This is a genomic window from Mesorhizobium sp. B2-5-3 (assembly GCF_006441005.1).
Lineage (GTDB): Bacteria > Pseudomonadota > Alphaproteobacteria > Rhizobiales > Rhizobiaceae > Mesorhizobium.
This window is the reverse complement of sequence record NZ_VFUS01000001.1, coordinates 804,302-822,961: the sequence shown is the minus strand read 5'-3', so window position 1 is coordinate 822,961 and position 18,660 is coordinate 804,302. Positions and strand designations below refer to the sequence as shown.

At 63.8% G+C, this 18,660-nt stretch carries 23 protein-coding genes; 10 read left to right on the top strand and 13 right to left on the bottom strand.

Going from position 1 to position 18,660, the window contains the following annotated elements; translation table 11 throughout:
* Positions 1 to 3: 3 nt before the first annotated feature.
* The 4 genes from FJ867_RS04255 to FJ867_RS04240 all read right to left on the bottom strand — a co-directional run bounded on the left by FJ867_RS04255 (position 4) and on the right by FJ867_RS04240 (position 3,727).
* A complete protein-coding gene (locus FJ867_RS04255) occupies positions 4 to 1,005 on the bottom strand; it encodes an LLM class flavin-dependent oxidoreductase (protein WP_140554627.1) in 1,002 nt (333 codons plus the stop codon).
* 23 nt (positions 1,006 to 1,028) lie between these two features.
* Complete coding sequence (locus FJ867_RS04250; protein WP_140655300.1) at positions 1,029 to 1,277, bottom strand: hypothetical protein; 249 nt, start codon at positions 1,275 to 1,277, stop codon at positions 1,029 to 1,031.
* Positions 1,278 to 1,350: 73 nt separating this feature from the next.
* The gene (locus FJ867_RS04245; RefSeq protein ID WP_140554629.1) at positions 1,351 to 2,517 is read right to left on the bottom strand and encodes an AI-2E family transporter; all 1,167 of its coding nucleotides are present in this window, start codon (positions 2,515 to 2,517) and stop codon (positions 1,351 to 1,353) included.
* Between the two features lie 151 nt (positions 2,518 to 2,668).
* Positions 2,669 to 3,727, bottom strand: a complete 1,059-nt coding sequence (locus FJ867_RS04240; protein ID WP_140816623.1) for an LLM class flavin-dependent oxidoreductase — start codon at positions 3,725 to 3,727, stop codon at positions 2,669 to 2,671.
* Between the two features lie 220 nt (positions 3,728 to 3,947).
* Between FJ867_RS04240 and FJ867_RS04235 the strand changes: the two genes are divergently transcribed.
* A complete protein-coding gene (locus FJ867_RS04235) occupies positions 3,948 to 4,376 on the top strand; it encodes a DUF6481 family protein (RefSeq protein ID WP_140491421.1) in 429 nt (142 codons plus the stop codon).
* A 182-nt stretch (positions 4,377 to 4,558) separates the two neighbouring features.
* Here the strand turns inward: FJ867_RS04235 and sugE are convergent, their stop codons facing one another.
* Both sugE and FJ867_RS29260 read right to left on the bottom strand, forming a co-directional pair.
* On the bottom strand, positions 4,559 to 4,873 hold the full coding sequence (gene sugE, locus FJ867_RS04230) for a quaternary ammonium compound efflux SMR transporter SugE (RefSeq protein ID WP_140491423.1): 315 nt from the start codon (positions 4,871 to 4,873) through the stop codon (positions 4,559 to 4,561).
* A 233-nt stretch (positions 4,874 to 5,106) separates the two neighbouring features.
* Complete coding sequence (locus tag FJ867_RS29260; RefSeq protein ID WP_140491427.1) at positions 5,107 to 5,232, bottom strand: hypothetical protein; 126 nt, start codon at positions 5,230 to 5,232, stop codon at positions 5,107 to 5,109.
* Positions 5,233 to 5,505: 273 nt separating this feature from the next.
* Here FJ867_RS29260 and FJ867_RS04220 point away from each other — a divergent pair, with 273 nt between their 5' ends.
* Positions 5,506 to 6,459 carry a cation diffusion facilitator family transporter gene (locus FJ867_RS04220; RefSeq protein ID WP_140524219.1) on the top strand — a complete coding sequence of 318 codons (954 nt, stop codon included), beginning with the start codon at positions 5,506 to 5,508 and terminating at the stop codon, positions 6,457 to 6,459.
* Between the two features lie 123 nt (positions 6,460 to 6,582).
* Positions 6,583 to 6,987, top strand: a complete 405-nt coding sequence (locus FJ867_RS04215; RefSeq protein WP_140491431.1) for a GFA family protein — start codon at positions 6,583 to 6,585, stop codon at positions 6,985 to 6,987.
* Between the two features lie 19 nt (positions 6,988 to 7,006).
* On the opposite strand, the gene FJ867_RS04210 is transcribed toward FJ867_RS04215, so the two are convergent.
* Complete coding sequence (locus tag FJ867_RS04210; protein ID WP_140554631.1) at positions 7,007 to 8,293, bottom strand: DNA recombination protein RmuC; 1,287 nt, start codon at positions 8,291 to 8,293, stop codon at positions 7,007 to 7,009.
* A 103-nt stretch (positions 8,294 to 8,396) separates the two neighbouring features.
* On the opposite strand from FJ867_RS04210, the gene def reads away from it, so the two are divergent.
* The 4 genes from def to truA are packed head-to-tail and all read left to right on the top strand — an operon-like array spanning position 8,397 to position 11,145.
* A complete protein-coding gene (def, locus tag FJ867_RS04205) occupies positions 8,397 to 8,927 on the top strand; it encodes a peptide deformylase (RefSeq protein ID WP_056573548.1) in 531 nt (176 codons plus the stop codon).
* A gap of 6 nt (positions 8,928 to 8,933) precedes the next feature.
* Positions 8,934 to 9,869: a methionyl-tRNA formyltransferase gene (fmt, locus tag FJ867_RS04200; RefSeq protein WP_140816621.1), complete on the top strand. Its 936-nt coding sequence runs from the start codon at positions 8,934 to 8,936 to the stop codon at positions 9,867 to 9,869.
* On the top strand, positions 9,866 to 10,372 hold the full coding sequence (locus FJ867_RS04195; protein WP_140514323.1) for an N-acetyltransferase: 507 nt from the start codon (positions 9,866 to 9,868) through the stop codon (positions 10,370 to 10,372). The genes fmt and FJ867_RS04195 overlap by 4 nt, the downstream gene beginning before the upstream one ends.
* A gap of 23 nt (positions 10,373 to 10,395) precedes the next feature.
* A complete protein-coding gene (gene truA, locus FJ867_RS04190; protein WP_140524228.1) occupies positions 10,396 to 11,145 on the top strand; it encodes a tRNA pseudouridine(38-40) synthase TruA in 750 nt (249 codons plus the stop codon).
* On the opposite strand, the gene FJ867_RS04185 is transcribed toward truA, so the two are convergent.
* Together FJ867_RS04185 and dapE are read right to left on the bottom strand one after the other, a co-directional pair.
* Positions 11,133 to 11,762, bottom strand: coding sequence for a transporter (locus FJ867_RS04185; protein WP_140816619.1), 630 nt, complete (start codon positions 11,760 to 11,762; stop codon positions 11,133 to 11,135). The two genes, truA and FJ867_RS04185, sit on opposite strands and share 13 nt — an antisense overlap.
* A gap of 5 nt (positions 11,763 to 11,767) precedes the next feature.
* Positions 11,768 to 12,961 carry a succinyl-diaminopimelate desuccinylase gene (dapE, locus tag FJ867_RS04180; protein ID WP_140816617.1) on the bottom strand — a complete coding sequence of 398 codons (1,194 nt, stop codon included), beginning with the start codon at positions 12,959 to 12,961 and terminating at the stop codon, positions 11,768 to 11,770.
* A gap of 129 nt (positions 12,962 to 13,090) precedes the next feature.
* Here dapE and FJ867_RS04175 point away from each other — a divergent pair, with 129 nt between their 5' ends.
* Positions 13,091 to 14,128: a 2-dehydropantoate 2-reductase gene (locus FJ867_RS04175; protein WP_140491444.1), complete on the top strand. Its 1,038-nt coding sequence runs from the start codon at positions 13,091 to 13,093 to the stop codon at positions 14,126 to 14,128.
* Positions 14,129 to 14,201: 73 nt separating this feature from the next.
* Here the strand turns inward: FJ867_RS04175 and FJ867_RS04170 are convergent, their stop codons facing one another.
* The 3 genes from FJ867_RS04170 to dapD form a co-directional block, all read right to left on the bottom strand.
* On the bottom strand, positions 14,202 to 14,579 hold the full coding sequence (locus FJ867_RS04170; RefSeq protein ID WP_224646216.1) for a DUF805 domain-containing protein: 378 nt from the start codon (positions 14,577 to 14,579) through the stop codon (positions 14,202 to 14,204).
* Positions 14,572 to 14,895, bottom strand: coding sequence for a DUF805 domain-containing protein (locus FJ867_RS04165; RefSeq protein WP_140491449.1), 324 nt, complete (start codon positions 14,893 to 14,895; stop codon positions 14,572 to 14,574). Before FJ867_RS04165 ends, FJ867_RS04170 begins: the two co-directional genes overlap by 8 nt.
* Before the next feature lie 71 nt (positions 14,896 to 14,966).
* Positions 14,967 to 15,821: a 2,3,4,5-tetrahydropyridine-2,6-dicarboxylate N-succinyltransferase gene (dapD, locus tag FJ867_RS04160; RefSeq protein ID WP_140491451.1), complete on the bottom strand. Its 855-nt coding sequence runs from the start codon at positions 15,819 to 15,821 to the stop codon at positions 14,967 to 14,969.
* Between the two features lie 143 nt (positions 15,822 to 15,964).
* On the opposite strand from dapD, the gene FJ867_RS04155 reads away from it, so the two are divergent.
* Entirely contained in the window at positions 15,965 to 16,810 is an 846-nt protein-coding gene (locus FJ867_RS04155) for an LOG family protein (RefSeq protein ID WP_140491453.1), read from the top strand.
* 116 nt (positions 16,811 to 16,926) lie between these two features.
* On the opposite strand, the gene FJ867_RS04150 is transcribed toward FJ867_RS04155, so the two are convergent.
* Positions 16,927 to 17,637, bottom strand: coding sequence for a pyrimidine 5'-nucleotidase (locus FJ867_RS04150; protein WP_140491455.1), 711 nt, complete (start codon positions 17,635 to 17,637; stop codon positions 16,927 to 16,929).
* A 160-nt stretch (positions 17,638 to 17,797) separates the two neighbouring features.
* On the opposite strand from FJ867_RS04150, the gene FJ867_RS04145 reads away from it, so the two are divergent.
* Entirely contained in the window at positions 17,798 to 18,559 is a 762-nt protein-coding gene (locus FJ867_RS04145) for a GGDEF domain-containing protein (protein WP_140491457.1), read from the top strand.
* Positions 18,560 to 18,660 lie beyond the last annotated feature (101 nt).

Here is an 18,660-nt window from a genome sequence, read left to right as displayed (position 1 = left end):
ATCTCACGCCGCTTGCGACAGCGATTTGTGGGCGTCGGCCAAGATTTCGAAGGACCTCACCCGAGCCGCGTGATCGAATATCTGCGCGGTGACCATCAATTCGTCGGCGCCGGTGCGGCGAACGAAGGCGTCGATGCCTTGCCGCACCGTTTCCGGCGAGCCGACGACGGCGCAGGACAGCGCCTGGCCGAGCATGGACTTGGCCATCGGATCGAGATCGCGGTCATAATTCTCGACCGGTGGTGGCAATTTTCCGGGGCGGCCGGTGCGCAGATTGACGAAAGCCTGCTGCAGCGAGGTGAACAGCAGTCGTGCCTCAGTGTCGGTGGGCGCCGCAAAGACGTTGAGGCCGAGCATGACATAGGGCTTGTCGAGCTGTTCCGACGGCTGGAAGCGGGAGCGGTAGATGTCCAGCGCATGGTCTAGCTCGGCCGGCGCGAAATGCGAAGCGAAGGCGTAGGGCAGGCCGAGCATGGCGGCAAGCTGGGCGCCATACAGGCTGGAGCCGAGGATCCAGACCGGCACGGTCTGGCCTTCACCCGGCACGGCGCGCAGCCGCTGGCCCTCTTCCGCCGGCACGAAATAGCCCATCAGCTCGACGACGTCCTGCGGAAAATTGTCGGCACCGGCCTCGAGATTGCGGCGCAAGGCGCGCGCCGTGTTCATGTCCGTGCCGGGCGCCCTGCCGAGACCGAGATCGATGCGGCCGGGGAACAAGGCGGCCAGCGTGCCGAACTGCTCGGCGATGACCAGCGGCGAGTGATTGGGCAACATGATGCCGCCGGCGCCGACGCGAATGGTCTTGGTGCCGCCCGCGACATGGGCAATGACGACCGAGGTGGCGGCACTTGCGATGCCCGGCATGCTATGATGCTCGGCCAGCCAATAGCGCTTGTAGCCCAGCCGCTCGGCATGACGGGCAAGATCGAGCGAATTGGCCAGCGACTGCGAGGCATCGCTGCCTTCGACGATCGGCGACAGGTCGAGGACGGAAAGGGCTGCCATGTCAGGTCTCCACGAGGTTTATCTCAAGCACCCTGCCTCGAAGGCCGTGCGGTCGGGAATGAGGATGCCAAGCCGCCCCCTAGCGCATCGGCAAATCCGCTGGCCGCGGCCATGCGTTTCTGCTCGGCGGGGCTGCCGCGATGATGGACAGGAAATGCAATCCCGGATCTGTCGACGCCAAATGTTGGCGACGCGCCCAGCCGCGCATCGCGCAAGCCGGCATGGCCGATGCGAGCGAAACAGTCGTCGAGGTCGAAGGAAGCATCGCTCATGGGAAGGGCACCGACCATTGGACCGGCCGGATATAGGCATTCGAGCCAGGCGCCGCAAACCAGACGCGCGGCTTTATGCCGGAGCCTTACCTTCCTCGGTGGCCTCATCTTCCACCGCCGAGAGATGTTGTGCCGCCAGGAAGTTGCCGACATGGCTCAGACCATCGAAGTGATCGCAGAACACCTTGATGAGGACCAGCAGCGGCACCGCCATCAGCGCGCCGACAAAGCCCCATAGCCATGACCAGAAGGCAATGGCGATGAAGATCGCCACGGCGTTGATCTCGAGCCGCCGGCCGACAACCATCGGCGTTACGAATTGGCCTTCGACGATGTCGCACAAAAGCAGGAAGGCAGGCGCCAACAACGCATAGGAGATCGTGTCGAAGCTGATCAGCGCGATGATCGTGACCACGATGAGCGTGATCATGGCGCCGACATAGGGCAGAAAATTAAGCAGAGCGGCCGTGGCGCCCCAGACGAGCGGGTTGGGCATACCGAGTGCCCACAGACCAACGCCAATGATCGTGCCGAGGCCGATATTGATGATGGTGACGGTGAGCAGATAGTGCGAGATTTCCCGTTCCACGTCGTAAACGACCCGCAGCGCCCGCTTCTTCTCGGTGAGGCTGGCGAAGGACTGGATGATCTTTTCATAGAACATCGTGCCTGAAGCAAGCAGGAACAGCGACAGCACGAAGATGATGGTCAGGCTTGTTCCCGCCGAAAGAATGTTCGAGGCCGCCGACGACAGGAAGCCAGACTGGGCTACCGCGACTTTCTGTATGCCCGGCTCCTGCGACGTCTCGGTGAGGCCTTCGATCTGATGTGTAACCTCCATCATCCTCTCGAGCGGAGGTCGCAAATGCGCCAGCCGCTCGGTCAGCCGCTGGCCGATCGACGAAGTGTTGTTGATGAGATCGATCACCGGGCCGCTCAGCAGGTAGCCGGCGCTGGCGAAGAGGCAGAGGGACAGAAGCACCAGAAGCGTCGCCGAAATCACCTCGGGTATGCCGCGCTTGCGCAGAAGCCTGACGATCGGCGTCAGCGTCAATGCCAGCAGAAAGGCCAGTATGACCGGCATGAAGAAGGCACGGGCGAAATAGAGCGCGTAGATGGCCATGAAGATGAAGATGCCGACGAGCAGCGAGCGTATCAGATGCGTGTCGGCGCGGGCGGCGATGCGCGCCTCTTCTGCTTCGGAAACGCCCGCGACCGAAGCGGTGGGGTCAGCTTTCATCACGGTCCCTCGGCGGCGCACCGCAATTGGCGCAACCGCTGAGAAAACGCCCCTGCCGGTCCAAGGTTCCGTGAGCCGGCGTTGACGGCGAGCCCACGAGGCCCGCCGTCGCGGTTATTGTTCCCACGCAATTTTTCGCGGAAGTGCAACACTACGCGGCAGGCGCCGGGGCCGGGACGGCGTCAGCCGTTTCCTTGCGCACGATCGGCGCCACCCTGGTGCCGTAGAGTTCAATCGCCTTCATGATCTTGGCATGCGGCATGATGCCGATCGCCATCTGCAGCAGGAAGCGGTCGTTGCCGAAGATCTTGTGCTGGGTGACGATCTTCTCGGCCATCTGCTCGGGATTGCCGACGAACAAGGCGCCGCTCGGGCCGCGTGACTGGTCGAAATGCGCCCGCGAGGTCGGACCCCAGCCGCGCTCGCGGCCGATGCGGTTCATCACCTCGGCCTGTGGGCCATAGAAATCGTCGGCCGCCTTCTCGGTCGTGTCGGCGATGAAGCCGTGGACGTTGATGCTGGTGGCAAGACCCTTCGGATCGGCGCCCGCGCGCCTGGCGGCCTCGCGGTAGAGGTCAAACAGCGGCGCGAACCGCGCCGGCTCGCCGCCGATGATGGCGAGCGCCAGCGGCAGGCCGAGCGCGCCCGCGCGGGCGGCGGACTGCGGCGTGCCACCGATGGCGATCCAGATCGGCAGTTTTTCCTGCAAGGGGCGTGGGTAGACGCCGCGATCGTTGATCGGCGCGCGCAGATTGCCCGACCAGGTGATCTTCACCTGATCGCGGATGGCGAGCAGCAGGTCGAGCTTTTCGGCGAACAGCTCGTCATAATCCTCAAGATTGTAGCCGAACAGCGGAAAGGACTCGATGAACGAGCCGCGCCCGGCCATGATTTCGGCCCGGCCGCCGGAAAGAAGGTCGAGCGTGGCGAATTGCTGGAAGACGCGGACCGGATCGTCCGAGGACAGGACAGTGACGGCGCTGGTCAGTTTTATGCGTTTGGTGTGCTCGGCCGCCGCGGCCAGAGCCACGACAGGCGCGGACGCGGCATAGTCCGGCCGGTGATGCTCGCCGAGGCCGAAAACGTCAAGGCCGACCTGATCGGCCAGTTCGATCTCCTCGATCAGGTTGCGCAGCCGCTCGTGCGGGCCGATTGCGCCGGGGCCCGGCTGCGGGCTGACGTCGGCGAAAGTGTAGAGACCGAGTTCCATCTGGTGTCATCCTGGCGTTTGATTTTCGCGCTAGAGGTAGCGATCAGCCCGTATCACCACCAGAGGGTCTGACTGCGAACAGTGCGTGTCCGTTTCGGCCGCGAAGGCGTCTCCCGGCTGCAACAGCACGGAATTTCATGGCTGGCATACCTTTTTGGCGCTTGAACTCCCGGTTTTCGCGCGTATGTAAGCGTCGCGAATTGACTTCAGGGAAGTGGACTTGGCTATCTACAGGGAAAAAGACATTTTCGAGCGGCGCAACGCCGCGAACGAGGCAAAGAAGGCGCTTCTGGAGCGCTTCAAGTCGAAGCCGGCGGCGGACGATCCCGCGGTGCTGGCGCGACAGGCCGAACGCAAGGCTATCCTTGCGGCGCGTGAGATACGCGAGGCCGAGAAGGCGAGGCTGAAGCAGGAAAGGCTGGCACGCGAGGCAATCGAGAAGGCCGAGCGCGAGGCCGCAGCCGAAGCCGCACGGGTCGCGGCCGAAGAGGCGGCGCAGGCGGAAGCCAGGATTCGGGAAGCCGAAGAGGCCGAGCGCATCGCGCGTCTGCTGGCCGACGAGGCCGAGCGCAAGGCGAAGCGCGACGCGCGCTATGCGGCGCGCAAGGCGCGCACCGGCAGGACACCGCCAGGCTTTACCGGCCGCTAGCCTCAGACCGCCGGAGCAAGCTGCTTCGAGGATCAGGGTCGCTGCGAAGCGGCCCTGCATGCGTTTGTCCGCGCGCCAATTCATGCGATTGCCGACGCCGTTCGTGATGCGACTTTCGCAAAATTGCTCTGTTTGCTTCGACGCAATTCCGGATGGAAAACCGCTTCGCTTCCTGGATTGCTTTACGCCGCGAATTTCAGCCCCATAATGCCGCAGACGATGAGCGCGATGCAGGCGAGCCTGATGACGGTCGCCGGCTCGCCGAGCAGCCAGATACCGAGCAGCGCCGTGCCGACCGTGCCGATGCCGGTCCACACCGCATAGGCGGTGCCGACGGGCAGCGCTTTCAGCGCCAGTCCAAGCAGCGTGAGGCTGACGATCATCGAGGCGACCGTGAGCACGGTCGGGACGAGGCGGGTGAATCCGTCGGTATATTTGAGGCCGATTGCCCAGCCGATCTCGAACAGGCCGGCGAAAAACAGAAAAATCCATGACATGGGGAACGCTCCATCCAAGCATCGCACCGACGTCCGTTCAGGACGATGCAATGCGCGATCGACCGAGCACCGCGGCAGCCGATGCCCTATCAGACAGTGGGCGGGTCGTCCCGACCGGATTTCAGGAGATGTGGGGTCGTCCCCGCACCAGATATAGGGTGTCTTAACGCCCGATCAACAAACTGCCGGCGGTGTTCCGAACGCCGCCGGCGAACTCCATCCGAGGCACGCGACTATTTTTCCTTGAGCCTCGTTGCCTTGACCGGCGGCGCCTTGAGCGTGGGAGCAGCGGCCGGCTTCTTGGCGTCCTTCTTTGGCTTGCGGGCCTCCTTGCCTGCCTTCATCGCACCTTTTGCCATGATTCGTTCCTCCAGTTGCGGGAAGTGAAGTGAAACAAGAGAAATGCCTGTAGGCAAGGGCCGTTCGCGGTGACGGCCGCGAAAACCGGCAACCTGTTTCGGCGGCCTTATGAATCCGAACCGGCGCGCAGCGACTTGAACGGACGGGGTGTTGGTGCGTCGCGATGGCCGCGGAATTTCGGCGGGCCCGCAGCATGATCTCAAGGAAATCGGCTCCCACTTTTCCTGCAATTACTCTAGACTTCGCGTGTCGGACAGGACGACAGGGAAGCAATGGCGGGGCATGGCGGCTCTCGAACGGTCATTTACGCGGCGCTCGCCGGCAATCTCGCGATCGCGCTGACCAAATTCGTCGCAGCCTTCTTCACCGGCAGTTCGGCGATGTTTTCGGAAGGCGTGCATTCGCTGGTCGATACCGGCAATGGCAGCCTGCTGCTTTATGGCATGCATCGCGCCGCACGCCCGGCCACCCGCGCGCATCCGCTCGGCCATGGCCGCGAGCTCTACTTCTGGAGCTTCATCGTGGCGCTTCTCGTCTTCGCGCTCGGCGCCGGCGTATCGTTCTACGAAGGCGTGACGCACATCATTGCGCCCGAACCGGCCGCCAATGTCAGGGTCAATTACATCGTGCTCGGCCTGTCGTTTCTGTTCGAGGGCAGCTCATGGCTGGTGGCGCTGAGGGAATTCCGCCGGCAGAAGGGCCAGCAGGGCTGGCTGCAGGCCGTGCAATCGAGCAAGGATCCAAGCGTCTACACAGTGCTGTTCGAGGACAGTGCCGCGCTTCTCGGCCTGATCGTCGCCTTTGCCGGCATATTGGCGGCGGAGATTTTCGAGATGCCGGAACTGGACGGCGCCGCCTCGATCGGCATTGCGCTGATCCTGGGTGCGACCGCGGCCTTCCTGGCGCGCGAGAGCAAGGGGCTGCTCATCGGCGAGCCTGCTTCGCCCGCGGTGCAGAAAGAAGTGCTGGCGATCGCGCAGCAGGATCCGGCGGTGCAGCGGGCGAACGGCGTCCTGACCGTCCACCTGGGGCCGGAAGAAATCGTTGCCGGCCTGAGCATCGAATTCGAGGACCATCTGTCCGCGCCGGAAATCGAAGCCTGCGTCGAGCGCCTCGAAGCGCGGCTAAGGAAGGAAATGCCCGAGATCACCCGGCTGTTCGTCAAGCCGCAGACGACAGGCACCTGGGAACAGCGGCGCAAGCTGATCGAATCGGCATCCGAGTAGAGTTTTGAGCAGGTCTCGAAACCACATTCCACTCCTCGGGATTATGTCTTGGACCAGCGTCGCGTCGTTGCCTTGCGACGCTGCGCCGCTAAAATCAGCCGATCGAGTTTTGGAGGACTGATTATGAAGATCGACGGCGGCTGTCATTGTGGTGCCATCACCTATGAGGCGGAGGTCGAACCGGAAAAGACCTCGATCTGCCATTGTACCGATTGCCAACAGTTGACCGGTACGGCCTTTCGCGTCACCGTTCCGGCGCCTGAAGATCACTACCGGATCACAAAGGGTACACCGAAGGTCTACATCAAGACCGTAGCAAGCGGCGCCAAGCGCGTCCAGGCCTTTTGCGCCGACTGCGGTTCGCACCTTTACGCCACGTCGGTCGGAGATGGCCCAAAGGTCTACGGCATTCGAGTGGGAACCGCGCGGCAACGCCAGGATTTGATTCCGACACTGCAAAAATGGCACCGCTCGGCGCTTCACTGGCTACCTGAATTTCACGGCATGACCACAGTGGAGGAGCAGTAGCGCCGTCCGGTGCGGCGCCTCATTCGTCGCCTTCGACGACCCTCAGCCTGAGCTGGCCGGTCTTTGAATCGGCAACGCGTGGGGAATCGACAACGCGCGGGCCGGGTTCCGGCTTCGCAGGGGCTGGTGACGCCATGTCAGGGTCGGCATCGCCTCCGGGCTGCGCCCCAAAGTCCAGAGCTTCGATCTTCTGGCCGCGTTTGGTCACCTTCGACGTCGAGACGAGGATGTCGTCTATATCCTTGGCCGACTGGGCAAAATGGCCCTGCAATTTGCGCACCCGCTCGTCGACGCGCGAAACATCCTCCATCAGCCGGATCACCTCGCCCTGGATCAGGTGTGCCTGCTCGCGCATACGGGCATCCTTCAGGATCGCCTGGATGACCTGGATCGACAGCATCAGGAGCGACGGCGAGACGATGACGACGCGGGCGCGGTGCGCCTTCTGCACCACCGCCTCGAAATTTTCGTGGATCTCGGCAAACACCGATTCCGACGGCACGAACATGAAGGCGGTATCCTGCGTCTCGCCCTGGATCAGATATTTATCCGCGATATCGCGGACATGCACCTCGATGTCGCGGCGGAAGGCCTGCGACGCGACCTTCTGCTGTTCGGCGCCTTCGGCGGCGCGGATGGCGTTCCAGGCTTCCAGCGGAAACTTGGCGTCGACGGCAAGCGCCGGCGCGCCGTTGGGCATCTTCACCAGGCAATCGGGACGGCTGCCGTTGGACAAGGTCGCCTGGAACTCGTAGGCGCCGTGCGGCAGACCGTCGGCGACGATCGCTTCCATGCGCGACTGGCCGAAGGCGCCGCGCGTCTGCTTGTTGGAGAGGATCGCCTGCAATTGCACGACCTGGCCGGCGAGCGACTGGATGTTGCCTTGCGCGGTGTCGATGACGGCCAGCCGCTCCTGCAATTTGGCCAGGCTCTCATGAGTGGATTTGGTCTGTTCGGTCATGGTCTGGCCGAGGCGGCCGGTCATGGCATCGAGGCGCTGGCCGATCGATTGCGTCAGTTCCGCCTGCCGCGCGCCGAAGACTTCCGCGATGGCGCCCATGCGGCCCTGCATCTCGGCTTGGCTTTGCAATATGCCGGCCATCCGCGCCTCGGCGTCGCGGGCATGGTCGGCGGCTTCGGCAGCGGCCACGGCGCGCGCCTTGGCCGAGCGCCACAGCGCGACGACAAGCGCCACGAACAGGCCAAGAAACACAAAGGCCCCGAACGCCAGCGCATGGCCGAGCGTGATCGTGGTCGCGCCAAGCCGGGCGACAGGTTCCGAAAGGATGGATGTCAGGTCGTTCATGCACACAGCATAGACGATTCGGCCGGCCAGCACAGATCAAAACGTGAACGATCCCCCGGCGTACCGGTTGACGCCCTTTATTCAAGGTCTTAGGTGAGACGCCATGCCGATCAAGCCGCTCATCATTCTTCCCGACCCCATCCTGCGCCAGGTTTCCAAGCCGGTGGAGCGCGTCGACGCGCCCTTGCGCAAACTGGCCGACGACATGCTGGCGACCATGTATGACGCGCCCGGCATCGGGCTGGCCGCGATCCAGATCGGCGAGCCGCTGCGCATGCTGGTGATCGACCTCGCCAAGGAGGACGAGACGCCGGCGCCGCATGTCTTCATCAATCCCGAAATCCTGGAAAGCGCCGACCAGCGCTCCGTCTACGAGGAAGGTTGCCTGTCGATTCCCGACTATTATGCCGAGGTCGAACGCCCGGCTTCCGTGCGGGTCAAGTATCTCGACCGCGATGGCAAGCTGCAGGAAATGGAGGCCGAGGGGCTGATGGCAACCTGCCTGCAGCATGAGATCGACCATCTCAACGGCGTGCTGTTCATCGACCACATTTCGAAGCTGAAGCGCGACATGGTGGTGAAGAAGTTCAAGAAGCTGGCCAAGGACAAGGCTCCGGGCAAGCTGGTGGGATAGGGGACAATGCCCCTTCGCGTCATTTTCATGGGGACGCCGGAGTTTTCGGTGCCGACATTGCGCGCGATTGCCGATGCCGGACATGAGGTCGCGGCCGTCTACACGCAGCCGCCGCGAGCCGCCGGCCGGCGCGGCCTTGAGCTGACGCCGTCGCCGGTACAGCGCGAGGCGGAACGGCTGGGCATCGAGACGCGCACGCCGACGTCGCTCAAGGGCGAGGCCGAACAGGCAGCTTTTCGCGCGCTGCAAGCCGATATCGGCGTGGTCGTGGCTTACGGCCTGCTGCTGCCCAGGGCGGTGCTTGAGGCGCCGCAACTGGGCTGCATCAACGGCCATGCCTCGCTGTTGCCGCGGTGGCGCGGTGCGGCGCCCATCCAACGGGCGATCATGGCGGGCGACAGCGAAACCGGCATGATGGTCATGCGCATGGAAGAAGGCCTCGACACCGGCCCGGTGGGGCTGGTTGAAAAATGCGTCATCGAACCCGATATGACCGCCGGCGATCTGCATGATCGATTGATGAGCGTCAGCGCCGCACTGATCGTGGAAGCGCTGGCGCGGCTGGAAAGGAATAGCCTGGCGTTCACCGCCCAAGCGGTTGAGGGGGTGACCTATGCCAAAAAGATCGATAAATCCGATACGCACGTGGATTGGACGCGACCCGCGGCCGAAGTTCACAATAATATTCGCGGCCTGTCGCCGTTCCCCGGCGCCTGGTGCGAGGTTGAAATTGGTGGCCGGGTGGAACGGCTGAAACTGCTTCGCTCGACGCTTGCGCAAGGTGTGGGCGAGCCGGGAGGAATTCTCGACGACCGCCTGACGATCGCCTGCGGAGCGGGCGCGATCCGGCTGGTCGAAGTTCAACGGGCGGGCGGAAGGCCCGCCGCCGCGCAAGAATTCCTGCGCGGGACCAAGATCGAAAAAGGAATGAAACTGTCATGAGCATGATGTCGATACGCGCGGCGACGCCGCGGGATCGCGAGGCCATCCGCCTCGTCGAGGAACACGCTTTCGGCCAGCAGGCGGAGGCCGGGCTGGTTGACGCGCTGGTTTCCGGCGGCGACGCCGTTGTCGAACTGGTGGCGGAAGAAGACGGGCAAGTGGTTGGCCACATCCTGTTTTCGCGGCTTTTCGCCCGCACCGGCGGCAAGGATTTCCCGGCGGTGGCACTGGCGCCGCTGGCGGTGGAGCCCTCCTTTCACGGCACCGGCATTGGCGGCGCGCTGATCCGCGAGGCTCACATCCGCCTGCGCGACGCCGGCGAGATGCTGGCCGTGGTGCTGGGCGACCCCACCTACTACGGCCGTTTCGGCTACAGCCACGCGCGCGCCGAAGGATTCGAGAGCGAGTACCAGGGCGAGGCGCTGCAGGCGCTGGCCTGGGGCGACGCTCCCGAAACCGGCCGGCTGGTCTACGCCTCGGCCTTCACCGCACTCGCCGCCTAGGCGAGTGCGTATAGCCGCCCGACATGCCGCGTTTTCGCCTCGACATCGAATATGACGGCAGCCTGTTTGCCGGCTGGCAGCACCAGGCGGACCAGCCTTCGGTGCAGCAGGCGATCGAGCAGGCGATCGAAAAATTCTGCGGCCAGCAGGTCCGCTTGCGCGCTGCCGGCCGTACCGATGCGGGCGTGCATGCGACGGCCCAGGTGGCGCATGTCGACCTGGCCAAGGCCTGGCCGGACGACAAGGTGCGCGACGCCGTCAACGCGCATCTGCAGGCCGCCGGCAACCGCATCGCGATCTTGAAAGCAACGACCGTCGTCGACGGCTTCGATGCCCGCTTCTCGGCTATCGGCCGTCACTATCTCTACCGCATCCTCAACCGGCGCGCGCCCTCGGCGCTGGAAAAGGGCAAGGTATGGTGGGTGCCGAAGCAGCTTGACGCCGCTGCCATGCACGAAGCAGCCAAAGTGCTGCTCGGGCGGCATGATTTCACCACCTTCCGTTCCACGCAATGCCAGGCCGAGAGCCCGGTGCGCACGCTCGACCGTCTTGACGTCAGCCGTTCGGGCGACATGATCGAAGTCAGAGCCTCGGCGCGTTCCTTCCTGCACAACCAGGTGCGCTCGATGGTCGGCTCGCTCAAGCGCGTCGGCGAAGGCGCATGGACGGCCGGCGATCTCAAGGCGGCGCTCGAGGCGCACGACCGCGCCGCCTGCGGCCAGGTGGCGCCGCCCGACGGGCTTTTTCTGATCGGCGTCGATTATCCCGGATAGAGTCCCGAAAGGCTCTGAGCTCCGGTGTCCGGAACCGTGATGCCAAGCAGCGCCTGCAGCCCGAACAGCACGATCAGCGAAGCGATGAACATGCCAACGAAGACAGCGGTCCCGATTGCGGCCCCCCTGCCGATGGTCGCGTTGGTCATGCGCCAGGTCAGCACCATCGACAGCGCGAACAACAGCAGCGACACAAGGCTGGAGATCTGGCTCGCCGAGGTCAGGAAAAGCCTGATCAGCGCGGACGGCAGCATCAGCCAGGCGGTGATGGCAGAAGCCCAGTTCGAGGCCACGACATAGTGCACGAAGCGGCCGCCGATGCCGGCGCGCGGCGCGACCAGAGCGAGTGCGGCCAGAGGCAGCACCCAGGAACCGATATCGACTGTCGCCAGCCGCAACAGCATGCTGAAGCGGCCCGCGAAGGCATCGGGATCGCCGATCTCGTTGGCGATGCCGACCCAGCCGACGATCAATGCCGGCGCCGCGACGACGATGGCGAAAAAGGAATTCCAGAAACCATCGGCAGACAGGTCGAGCAGACGCAGGCCGTCGGCCCTGCCGAGCATCAGTCGCCAGGCGCCGGTCAGCGAAACTTGGGTCTCGTCCGCCGAAAGCATGCTGCTCAGTCCCGTCCGAACCAGTCTTCGATGAAGCGCTGATAGATTTGCGTCAGCGTCTCGAGATCGGCAAGGGCGACGCGCTCGTCGACCATGTGCATGGTCTTGCCGACCAGGCCGAATTCGACCACCGGGCAATAGTCCTTGATGAAGCGCGCATCCGACGTGCCGCCGGAGGTGGACAGCGCCGGTTCTCTGCCGACCACCGCCTTGACCGAGCCGCTCAATGTCTCGATCAGCCTGTCGTCGCGGGTCAGGAAGACATGGCTCGGCCGGTCGCGCCAGACGAGTTCGTAGTCGACCGGCATCTCCTTGCCGGGCCGGTATTTCTTGCGGCCCGCCGCCTGGTCGAGACGGTTGTGGATTTCGGCCCGTATGGTCTCGGCGGTCCAGCTGTCGTTGAAGCGGATGTTGAAGGTGGCGGTTGCCTTGGCTGGAATGACGTTGGTGGCCGGGTTGCCTACGTCGATGGATGTCACCTCCAGATTGGTCGGCTGGAAATCCTTCGTGCCCTCATCGAAGACGGGATGCAGCAAAGCATCGACCAGGCTCATCAACCCGCGTACCGGATTGTCGGCAAGCAAGGGATAAGCGACATGGCCCTGGCGGCCATTGACGGTGATGTCGCCCGACAGCGAGCCGCGCCGGCCGATTTTTATCATGTCGCCGAGCGCAGCCGGGTTGGTCGGCTCGCCGACGATCGATGCGTCCCATTTCTCGCCCCTGGAAGCCGCCCATTCGAGCAGCTTCGTGGTACCGTTGATGGCCGGGCCTTCCTCGTCGCCGGTGATCAGCAGCGAGACCGAGCCCTTCGGGCCGCCATTCGCCTCGACATGGCGCGCTACCGCGGCGATGAAACAGGCGATGCCGCCCTTCATGTCGACCGCACCCCGGCCATACATCTCGCCATTGGCGATCTCGGCGCCGAAGGGCGGATGCGTCCAGGCGGCTTCGTCGCCGACCGGCACCACGTCGGTGTGTCCGGCGAACATCAGATGAGGGCCATTGCCGGAGCGCCTGGCATAAAGGTTCTCGATATCGGGCGTGCCGTCTTCCGAAAACACCGGGCGATCGACGAGGAAGCCGAGCGGTTCCAGCATCGTCTGCAACGCGGTCAGCGCACCGCCTTCGGCCGGCGTCACGGAGGCGCAACGGATGAGGGCGGCGAGGTTTGCGGCGGGATCGGTCGGCAGCGTCATGGCAAAAGCGATAGTCGAAAGCTGAAGGCCTGTCACGGCCAGACGTAGGGGCCAGTCCTATGACCGGCGATACCGCCGACATTATGGTTTTCATGTCGTATAGTCGTGGGCCCGGTGCGGAGCGACAGGATGGCAAACGGGGGCAAGAGAATCGTCATTGCCGGCGCCGGCGGCATCGGCTGCTATGCCGGCGGCTGTCTGGCGCTCGCCGGGCGCAAGGTCATCCTGCTGGCCCGGCCGCGCGTCGAGGCGGCTCTGCGGCAAGGCGGATTGCGGATCAGCGACCTTGAGGGCCGCGATCGAGGCCTCGAGCCGCAAGCGCTTGCCGTCACCACCGAACCAGCCGCTGCCTTGCCGCAGGCGGACGTGATCCTGGTCACCGTCAAGAGCGGCGCGACGCGGGAGATGGCTGCGCTCATCGCCGCCCACGCCCCGCCGGACGCCGTGGTGGTGAGCCTGCAGAACGGCATCGACAATGCCGACAGGCTGCGCGCCGGTGTCGGCGGGCGACCAGTGCTGGCCGGCATGGTGCCGTTCAATGTCGTGCAATCGGCCGACGGCGAATTACCGCTGCGTGTCCACCGCGCCAGCGACGGCAAGGTCATGATCGAGGACAGCGATGCCGGTCTGATCAGCCTTATCGGCGTCGAAGGGTTCCGGGTTGAAGTCCATGCCGACATGAAAGCCGTGCTGTGGGGCAAGCTTTTGATGAATTTGAACAATGCGCTGGTGGCGCTTTCGGGCCTGCCGCTGGCGAGCGAGCTTGCCGACCGGCGCTGGCGGCTGATCCTGGCAAGACAGATCGACGAGGCGCTCCAGGCCATGAAGGCGTCGGGCATCGAGCCGGCGCGGATCGCCGGCTTGCGGCCGGCGCTGTTGCCGATAGTGCTCCGCCTCTCCGATTGGCTATTCAGGCTGCTGGCGCGGCGGATGCTGGCCATCGACCCGGAGGCGCGTTCCTCCATGTGGGACGATCTGCAGCGCGGCCGGCCGACGGAGATCGGCGATTTGCAAGGCGCCGTTCTTCGCCTGGCGCAAGAAGCGGGCACGCCGGCGCCGACGGTCCGACGAATCATCGCCCTGGTGCGTGAAGCGGAAGCGGCCGGCCGCGGATCGTCCGGTTTCGGCGCGGATCAGGTCGCCGCGCCTGAAGCGCGTCGCGTCTGAATGAATTCAGGCGACGCGGATCAGGCCTTCATTTTCATGCATACCGTCAGTAGCGCATCGCGATGATGGGCGCTCAGGGTTCGGCCGGTGCATTGGTGCGCTTGCCATAGCGGTTGGGTCCGGGCTTGCCCGGAAACAGGCAAAGCACGACGAAGGCGACGATCGAGACGACCGGCACGAACAGGATCAACGCCGCGATGCCGGGCTTGTCGAGGTCGTGCAGCCGCTTCACCGCCAGTGCGATGTTCGACCACAGCGAGGCGATGAAGGCGATGAAGAAGACGAACGACCACATGTTGCTCTCGGGCGAGCCTTCCGGCACCAGCGTGAAACGATAGAGCGGGAAGGCCTGGATGATGGCCACGAGCAGCCCACCAAGAAAATAGGCCGCGCGGCTGACGCGGCCCGATGTCTTGAAGAAAAGCCAAGTAAGGTTGGATCTGTCAGGCAAGCGGGTCCCGTCCATATTGATTGACACCCTGGGCGCCTTCGAGAACGCCGAGACCGATCAGCGTCCACCAGCCCGACTTGTCGCGGTCGTGCCAGCGTTTTCCATAGAGAGCAATCGCGAAATAGATCGACGCCAGCGCGACGAGCATGCCGATGATGCCGATCCTGCCGCCGCCTGCGGTCGTGAAGCGCGTGCCGAGAATCGCATCGAGAATGAAGGCAACAATACCGATGACGATGAATATATCGATGCCGGCCCAGAACTTGGCGTGATCGATGCGGCCGTCGAAGCTCGTCAGCAGACATCTCCAGTCCATGCCACCCTCCATGTTGAACCGGCGCGACCGATCGTCGCGCCGGCGGAAGGTGCGCCCGCTTTCCAAAAAGATCAATCGCGCAGCAATTCGTTGATCGACGTTTTGGACCGGGTCCTGGCATCGACCCGCTTGACGATGACCGCGCAATAGAGGCTTGGACCCGGCTCATTGTTCGGAAACGGCTTGCCCGGCAGCGAACCGGCTACGACGACGGAATTCGGCGGCACTTCGCCGTAGAAAATCTCGCCGGTGGCGCGGTCGACGATCTTGGTCGATTGGCCAATGAAGACGCCCATGCCGAGCACAGAGCCCTCGCGCACGATGCAGCCTTCGACCACTTCCGAGCGCGCGCCGATGAAGCAATTGTCCTCGATGATGGTGGGACCGGCCTGCATCGGCTCCAGCACGCCGCCGATGCCGACGCCGCCCGACAGGTGCACATTCTTGCCGATCTGGGCGCAGGAGCCCACCGAAGCCCAGGTATCGACCATGGTGCCCGAATCGACATAGGCGCCGACATTGACGAAGGACGGCATCAGCACGGCGCCCGGCGCGACATAGGCCGAGCGGCGCACGATCGACGACGGCACGGCGCGGAAACCGGCCTTCTCGAAATCGACGGCGCTCCAGCCGTCGAACTTCGACGGCACCTTGTCCCACCACACGGCCTGGCCGGGACCGCCCTTGATGATCTCCATCGGGTTCAGCCGGAAGGACAAAAGGACGGCTTTCTTCAGCCATTGGTTGACATGCCACTGGCCATCGGCCTGGCGCTCGGCAACGCGGGCGGTGCCGCGGTCGAGCAGATCGAGCGCCGACTGGATGGCGTCGCGTGTCTCGCCTCTGGTCGCCGTCGAAATCGCGTCACGTTCCTCGAAGGCCTTGTCGATGGTCTTTTCGAGGCTCGCCAGATCCGGCTTCGACATGAATTCGCTCCATTACCAGGCTGTTAAGGGGCTGAGCCTTAACCTGTTTTGAAAATCGCGCGGACCCTATGTGAAGGCAGAGTAGGGGTCAATCGCGACTGCGCCATGGGACGGCGCAAGTGAATGAAATGGACGGACCTGACATGACACCCATGGAAAAGGCGGGCTGGACGCCGCTGCCGCATTCGGACGAGGATCTGGAGCGGGCCAGGAGCGTGCCGGACACGCCGCAGACGCGCGCCGAGACCTACCGCCTGGCGTGGAACGATCCCGACTTCATGACGCGGCGCGAACTGCGCGCGGTCAGGCTGCAGCTCGAACTCCTGAAGCCGGAGATGATCCTGGCCGAGCGCGGTATCCGCTCGACCGTGGTCCTGTTCGGGGGCGCGCGGCTGCCTGAACCCGGCGGCGAGGCCTGGGCGGCCAAAAACGAGACGCAGAAGAAAAACCTCGAGGAAAACAGCAAATATTACGAGGAAGCGCGCAAATTCGCCCGCCTGTGCTCGCAGCAATCGGCCAGTTCATACTACCGCGAATATGTCGTGGTGACCGGCGGCGGGCCCGGCGTGATGGAAGCGGGCAATCGCGGCGCCGACGATGTCGGCGCGCCCTCTATCGGCCTTAACATCGTTCTGCCGCACGAGCAGGCGCCCAATGCCTATGTGACGCCGGAACTCTGTTTCAACTTCCACTATTTCGCCATCCGCAAGATGCATTTCGTCATGCGCGCGAAGGCCGTCGCGGTGTTTCCCGGCGGCTTCGGCACGATGGACGAATTCTTCGAGACGCTGACGCTGATCCAGACCGGGCGCATGGAGCGCGTACCGGTGATCCTGTTCGGCAAATCCTTCTGGAAACGGGCGATCGATCTCGACTTCCTCGCCGAGCAAGGCACGATCAGTCCCGGCGACCAGGACATCATCGATTTCGTCGACACCGCCGACGAGGCCTGGGGCATCGTCAGCCGGTTCTATAAGTTAGGGGAGTAAGGGAGTAGGGCAGTAAGGCAGTATATCTAGAATCAAGGGCTGAGAGCGCCCCTCATCTTCCTACTGCCCTACTGCCCTACTGCCCTACTGCCCTACTGCCCTACTGCCCTACTGCCCTACTGCCTTATCCCCACGACTATCTCCGTCAGAAACCCGGCCAAATCGTCGGTGACGAAGTCGACATCATCTTCCTGCGCCGGATCGCGCTCCCAGATTTCGGAGAATGTCGGCTCGAAATTGCGCGGCACCACCAGGACCGTCGTCATGCCCAGTGACTTCGGCACGGACAGGTTGCGCGCGAGATCCTCGAACATCACCGCATTGTGGCCGGTGACGGCGTGAAGTTCGGCGAATTTCTCGTAGGTCTGGCGCGCAGGCTTGGGGTTGAGCCCGGCAGCGACGATATCGAAGATGTCGTCGAAATGATCAAGGATGCCAAGCTGGCGCGCAGTGCGCTCGGCATGCCTGCGGTCGCCGTTGGTGAAGATGAACTTGCGGCCGGGAAGCTGGCGAATGGCGGTGCCGAGGACGGGATCCGGCACCAGCCAGGAATAGTCGATGTCGTGGACCTTCTCGAGGAAATCGTCGGGGTCTATGCCATGACGCGTCATCAACCCGTTCAGCGTCGTGCCATATTCCCGATAAAGTTCTTTCTGCAGCTTGCGCGCGTCCTCGCGCGGCAGCGACAGCAGTTCCCCGACATAGGCGGTCATCTTGACGTCGATCTGCGAGAACAGATTCGAATGATGCGGATAGAGCGTGTTGTCCAGGTCGAACACCCAGTCGGTGACATGGGCGAAGCGAGCGGGGTCGGGGTGTGTAGCCATGCGCCCCTTATGGCACGAAACGGACGATCTTGAAGGGGCTTTATCCACAACTTCTACGCGCCGAAAGTGGCAGAACAGTCTCACCGTTCAAATTTTAGGCATCCTGGAAAGGTGGCCTTCAGGGCTTGCTGGCACAGAGGCGGTCCAGTGGGAGCCAGCGATGAGCAGTATAATTCTGAAGTCCGCCACCATTGCTTTCGTCTCCGTCGCGGTTTCGCTCCTTCTGACCCTGATCATCGTCCCCGCCATGGGATTCCCGGTCAACCGCATGATCTGGCTGACCTCGACATTGTGTCCGCTGGTTCTTGCATGGGCGGCCTGCGCAAGCACGTTCTGGCACAGCGACAGGCTGAAGTCGGCGCATCGCGACCTTGCCCGCACCCATGCCCAGCTTGCCGCAGCACATCGCCGGCTGGCGGAAAAGGCCAGCCGCGACGACATGACGGGCATGCTCAACCGGGAAAGCTTCTTTGCCGTGCTCAACGGATCCCGGCACAAGCCCGATCGCGGCGCCTTGCTGATCATCGATGCCGACCATTTCAAGATGATCAATGACAGTTTCGGCCATCTGACCGGCGACGACGCGCTGCTCCTGATCGCCAGCGCCATCAAGCGCGGGGTGCGCGACGGCGACGTCCTCGGCCGCATCGGCGGCGAGGAGTTCGGCGCATTGCTGGTCGGAGCCACGGAACGGGAAGCCAAGCGCGTTGCCGAGCACATCCGCCGCGAGGTCGAGCTGATCCGCTTCCGGCCCGTGGACGAGCGGACCATTCCGCTGACCGTCAGCATCGGCGGAACCCTCTGCGACGAAAGCGCCAGCGTGTCGGAGCTGATGCGGGCCGCCGACCGGCGCCTCTACCAGGCCAAACATCGGGGACGCAACCTGGTGATCCTCGACACCGACATCTCCGAGGCGGCCTGAACGGGCCGATCCAGCATATCGGCTTGTTAAGGAGTCTCTAACCCTGTTTGCACTCGGCTGCGCATTGTTCCGGCTTGCAACCAGTTTTGGCACGCTTCTGG

Bases quoted from the DNA above. Each gene is read 5' to 3' on its own strand.
- FJ867_RS04240 (WP_140816623.1), bottom strand. From the start codon at position 3,727: ATGGAACTCGGTCTCTACACTTTCGCCGACGTCAGCCCGCAGCCGGGC.
- FJ867_RS04215 (WP_140491431.1), top strand. From the start codon at position 6,583: ATGAAGATCGACGGCGGCTGTCATTGTGGTGCCATCACCTATGAGGCG.
- def (WP_056573548.1), top strand. From the start codon at position 8,397: ATGCCGATCAAGCCGCTCATCATTCTTCCCGACCCCATCCTGCGCCAG.
- FJ867_RS04210 (WP_140554631.1), bottom strand. From the start codon at position 8,293: ATGAACGACCTGACATCCATCCTTTCGGAACCTGTCGCCCGGCTTGGC.
- dapE (WP_140816617.1), bottom strand. From the start codon at position 12,961: ATGACGCTGCCGACCGATCCCGCCGCAAACCTCGCCGCCCTCATCCGT.
- FJ867_RS04195 (WP_140514323.1), top strand. From the start codon at position 9,866: ATGAGCATGATGTCGATACGCGCGGCGACGCCGCGGGATCGCGAGGCC.
- fmt (WP_140816621.1), top strand. From the start codon at position 8,934: ATGCCCCTTCGCGTCATTTTCATGGGGACGCCGGAGTTTTCGGTGCCG.
- FJ867_RS04250 (WP_140655300.1), bottom strand. From the start codon at position 1,277: ATGAGCGATGCTTCCTTCGACCTCGACGACTGTTTCGCTCGCATCGGC.
- sugE (WP_140491423.1), bottom strand. From the start codon at position 4,873: ATGTCATGGATTTTTCTGTTTTTCGCCGGCCTGTTCGAGATCGGCTGG.
- FJ867_RS04185 (WP_140816619.1), bottom strand. From the start codon at position 11,762: ATGCTTTCGGCGGACGAGACCCAAGTTTCGCTGACCGGCGCCTGGCGA.
- FJ867_RS04165 (WP_140491449.1), bottom strand. From the start codon at position 14,895: ATGGACTGGAGATGTCTGCTGACGAGCTTCGACGGCCGCATCGATCAC.
- FJ867_RS04255 (WP_140554627.1), bottom strand. From the start codon at position 1,005: ATGGCAGCCCTTTCCGTCCTCGACCTGTCGCCGATCGTCGAAGGCAGC.
- FJ867_RS04175 (WP_140491444.1), top strand. From the start codon at position 13,091: ATGGCAAACGGGGGCAAGAGAATCGTCATTGCCGGCGCCGGCGGCATC.
- truA (WP_140524228.1), top strand. From the start codon at position 10,396: ATGCCGCGTTTTCGCCTCGACATCGAATATGACGGCAGCCTGTTTGCC.
- dapD (WP_140491451.1), bottom strand. From the start codon at position 15,821: ATGTCGAAGCCGGATCTGGCGAGCCTCGAAAAGACCATCGACAAGGCC.
- FJ867_RS29260 (WP_140491427.1), bottom strand. From the start codon at position 5,232: ATGGCAAAAGGTGCGATGAAGGCAGGCAAGGAGGCCCGCAAGCCAAAG.
- FJ867_RS04155 (WP_140491453.1), top strand. From the start codon at position 15,965: ATGACACCCATGGAAAAGGCGGGCTGGACGCCGCTGCCGCATTCGGAC.
- FJ867_RS04145 (WP_140491457.1), top strand. From the start codon at position 17,798: ATGAGCAGTATAATTCTGAAGTCCGCCACCATTGCTTTCGTCTCCGTC.
- FJ867_RS04245 (WP_140554629.1), bottom strand. From the start codon at position 2,517: ATGAAAGCTGACCCCACCGCTTCGGTCGCGGGCGTTTCCGAAGCAGAA.
- FJ867_RS04150 (WP_140491455.1), bottom strand. From the start codon at position 17,637: ATGGCTACACACCCCGACCCCGCTCGCTTCGCCCATGTCACCGACTGG.
- FJ867_RS04220 (WP_140524219.1), top strand. From the start codon at position 5,506: ATGGCGGGGCATGGCGGCTCTCGAACGGTCATTTACGCGGCGCTCGCC.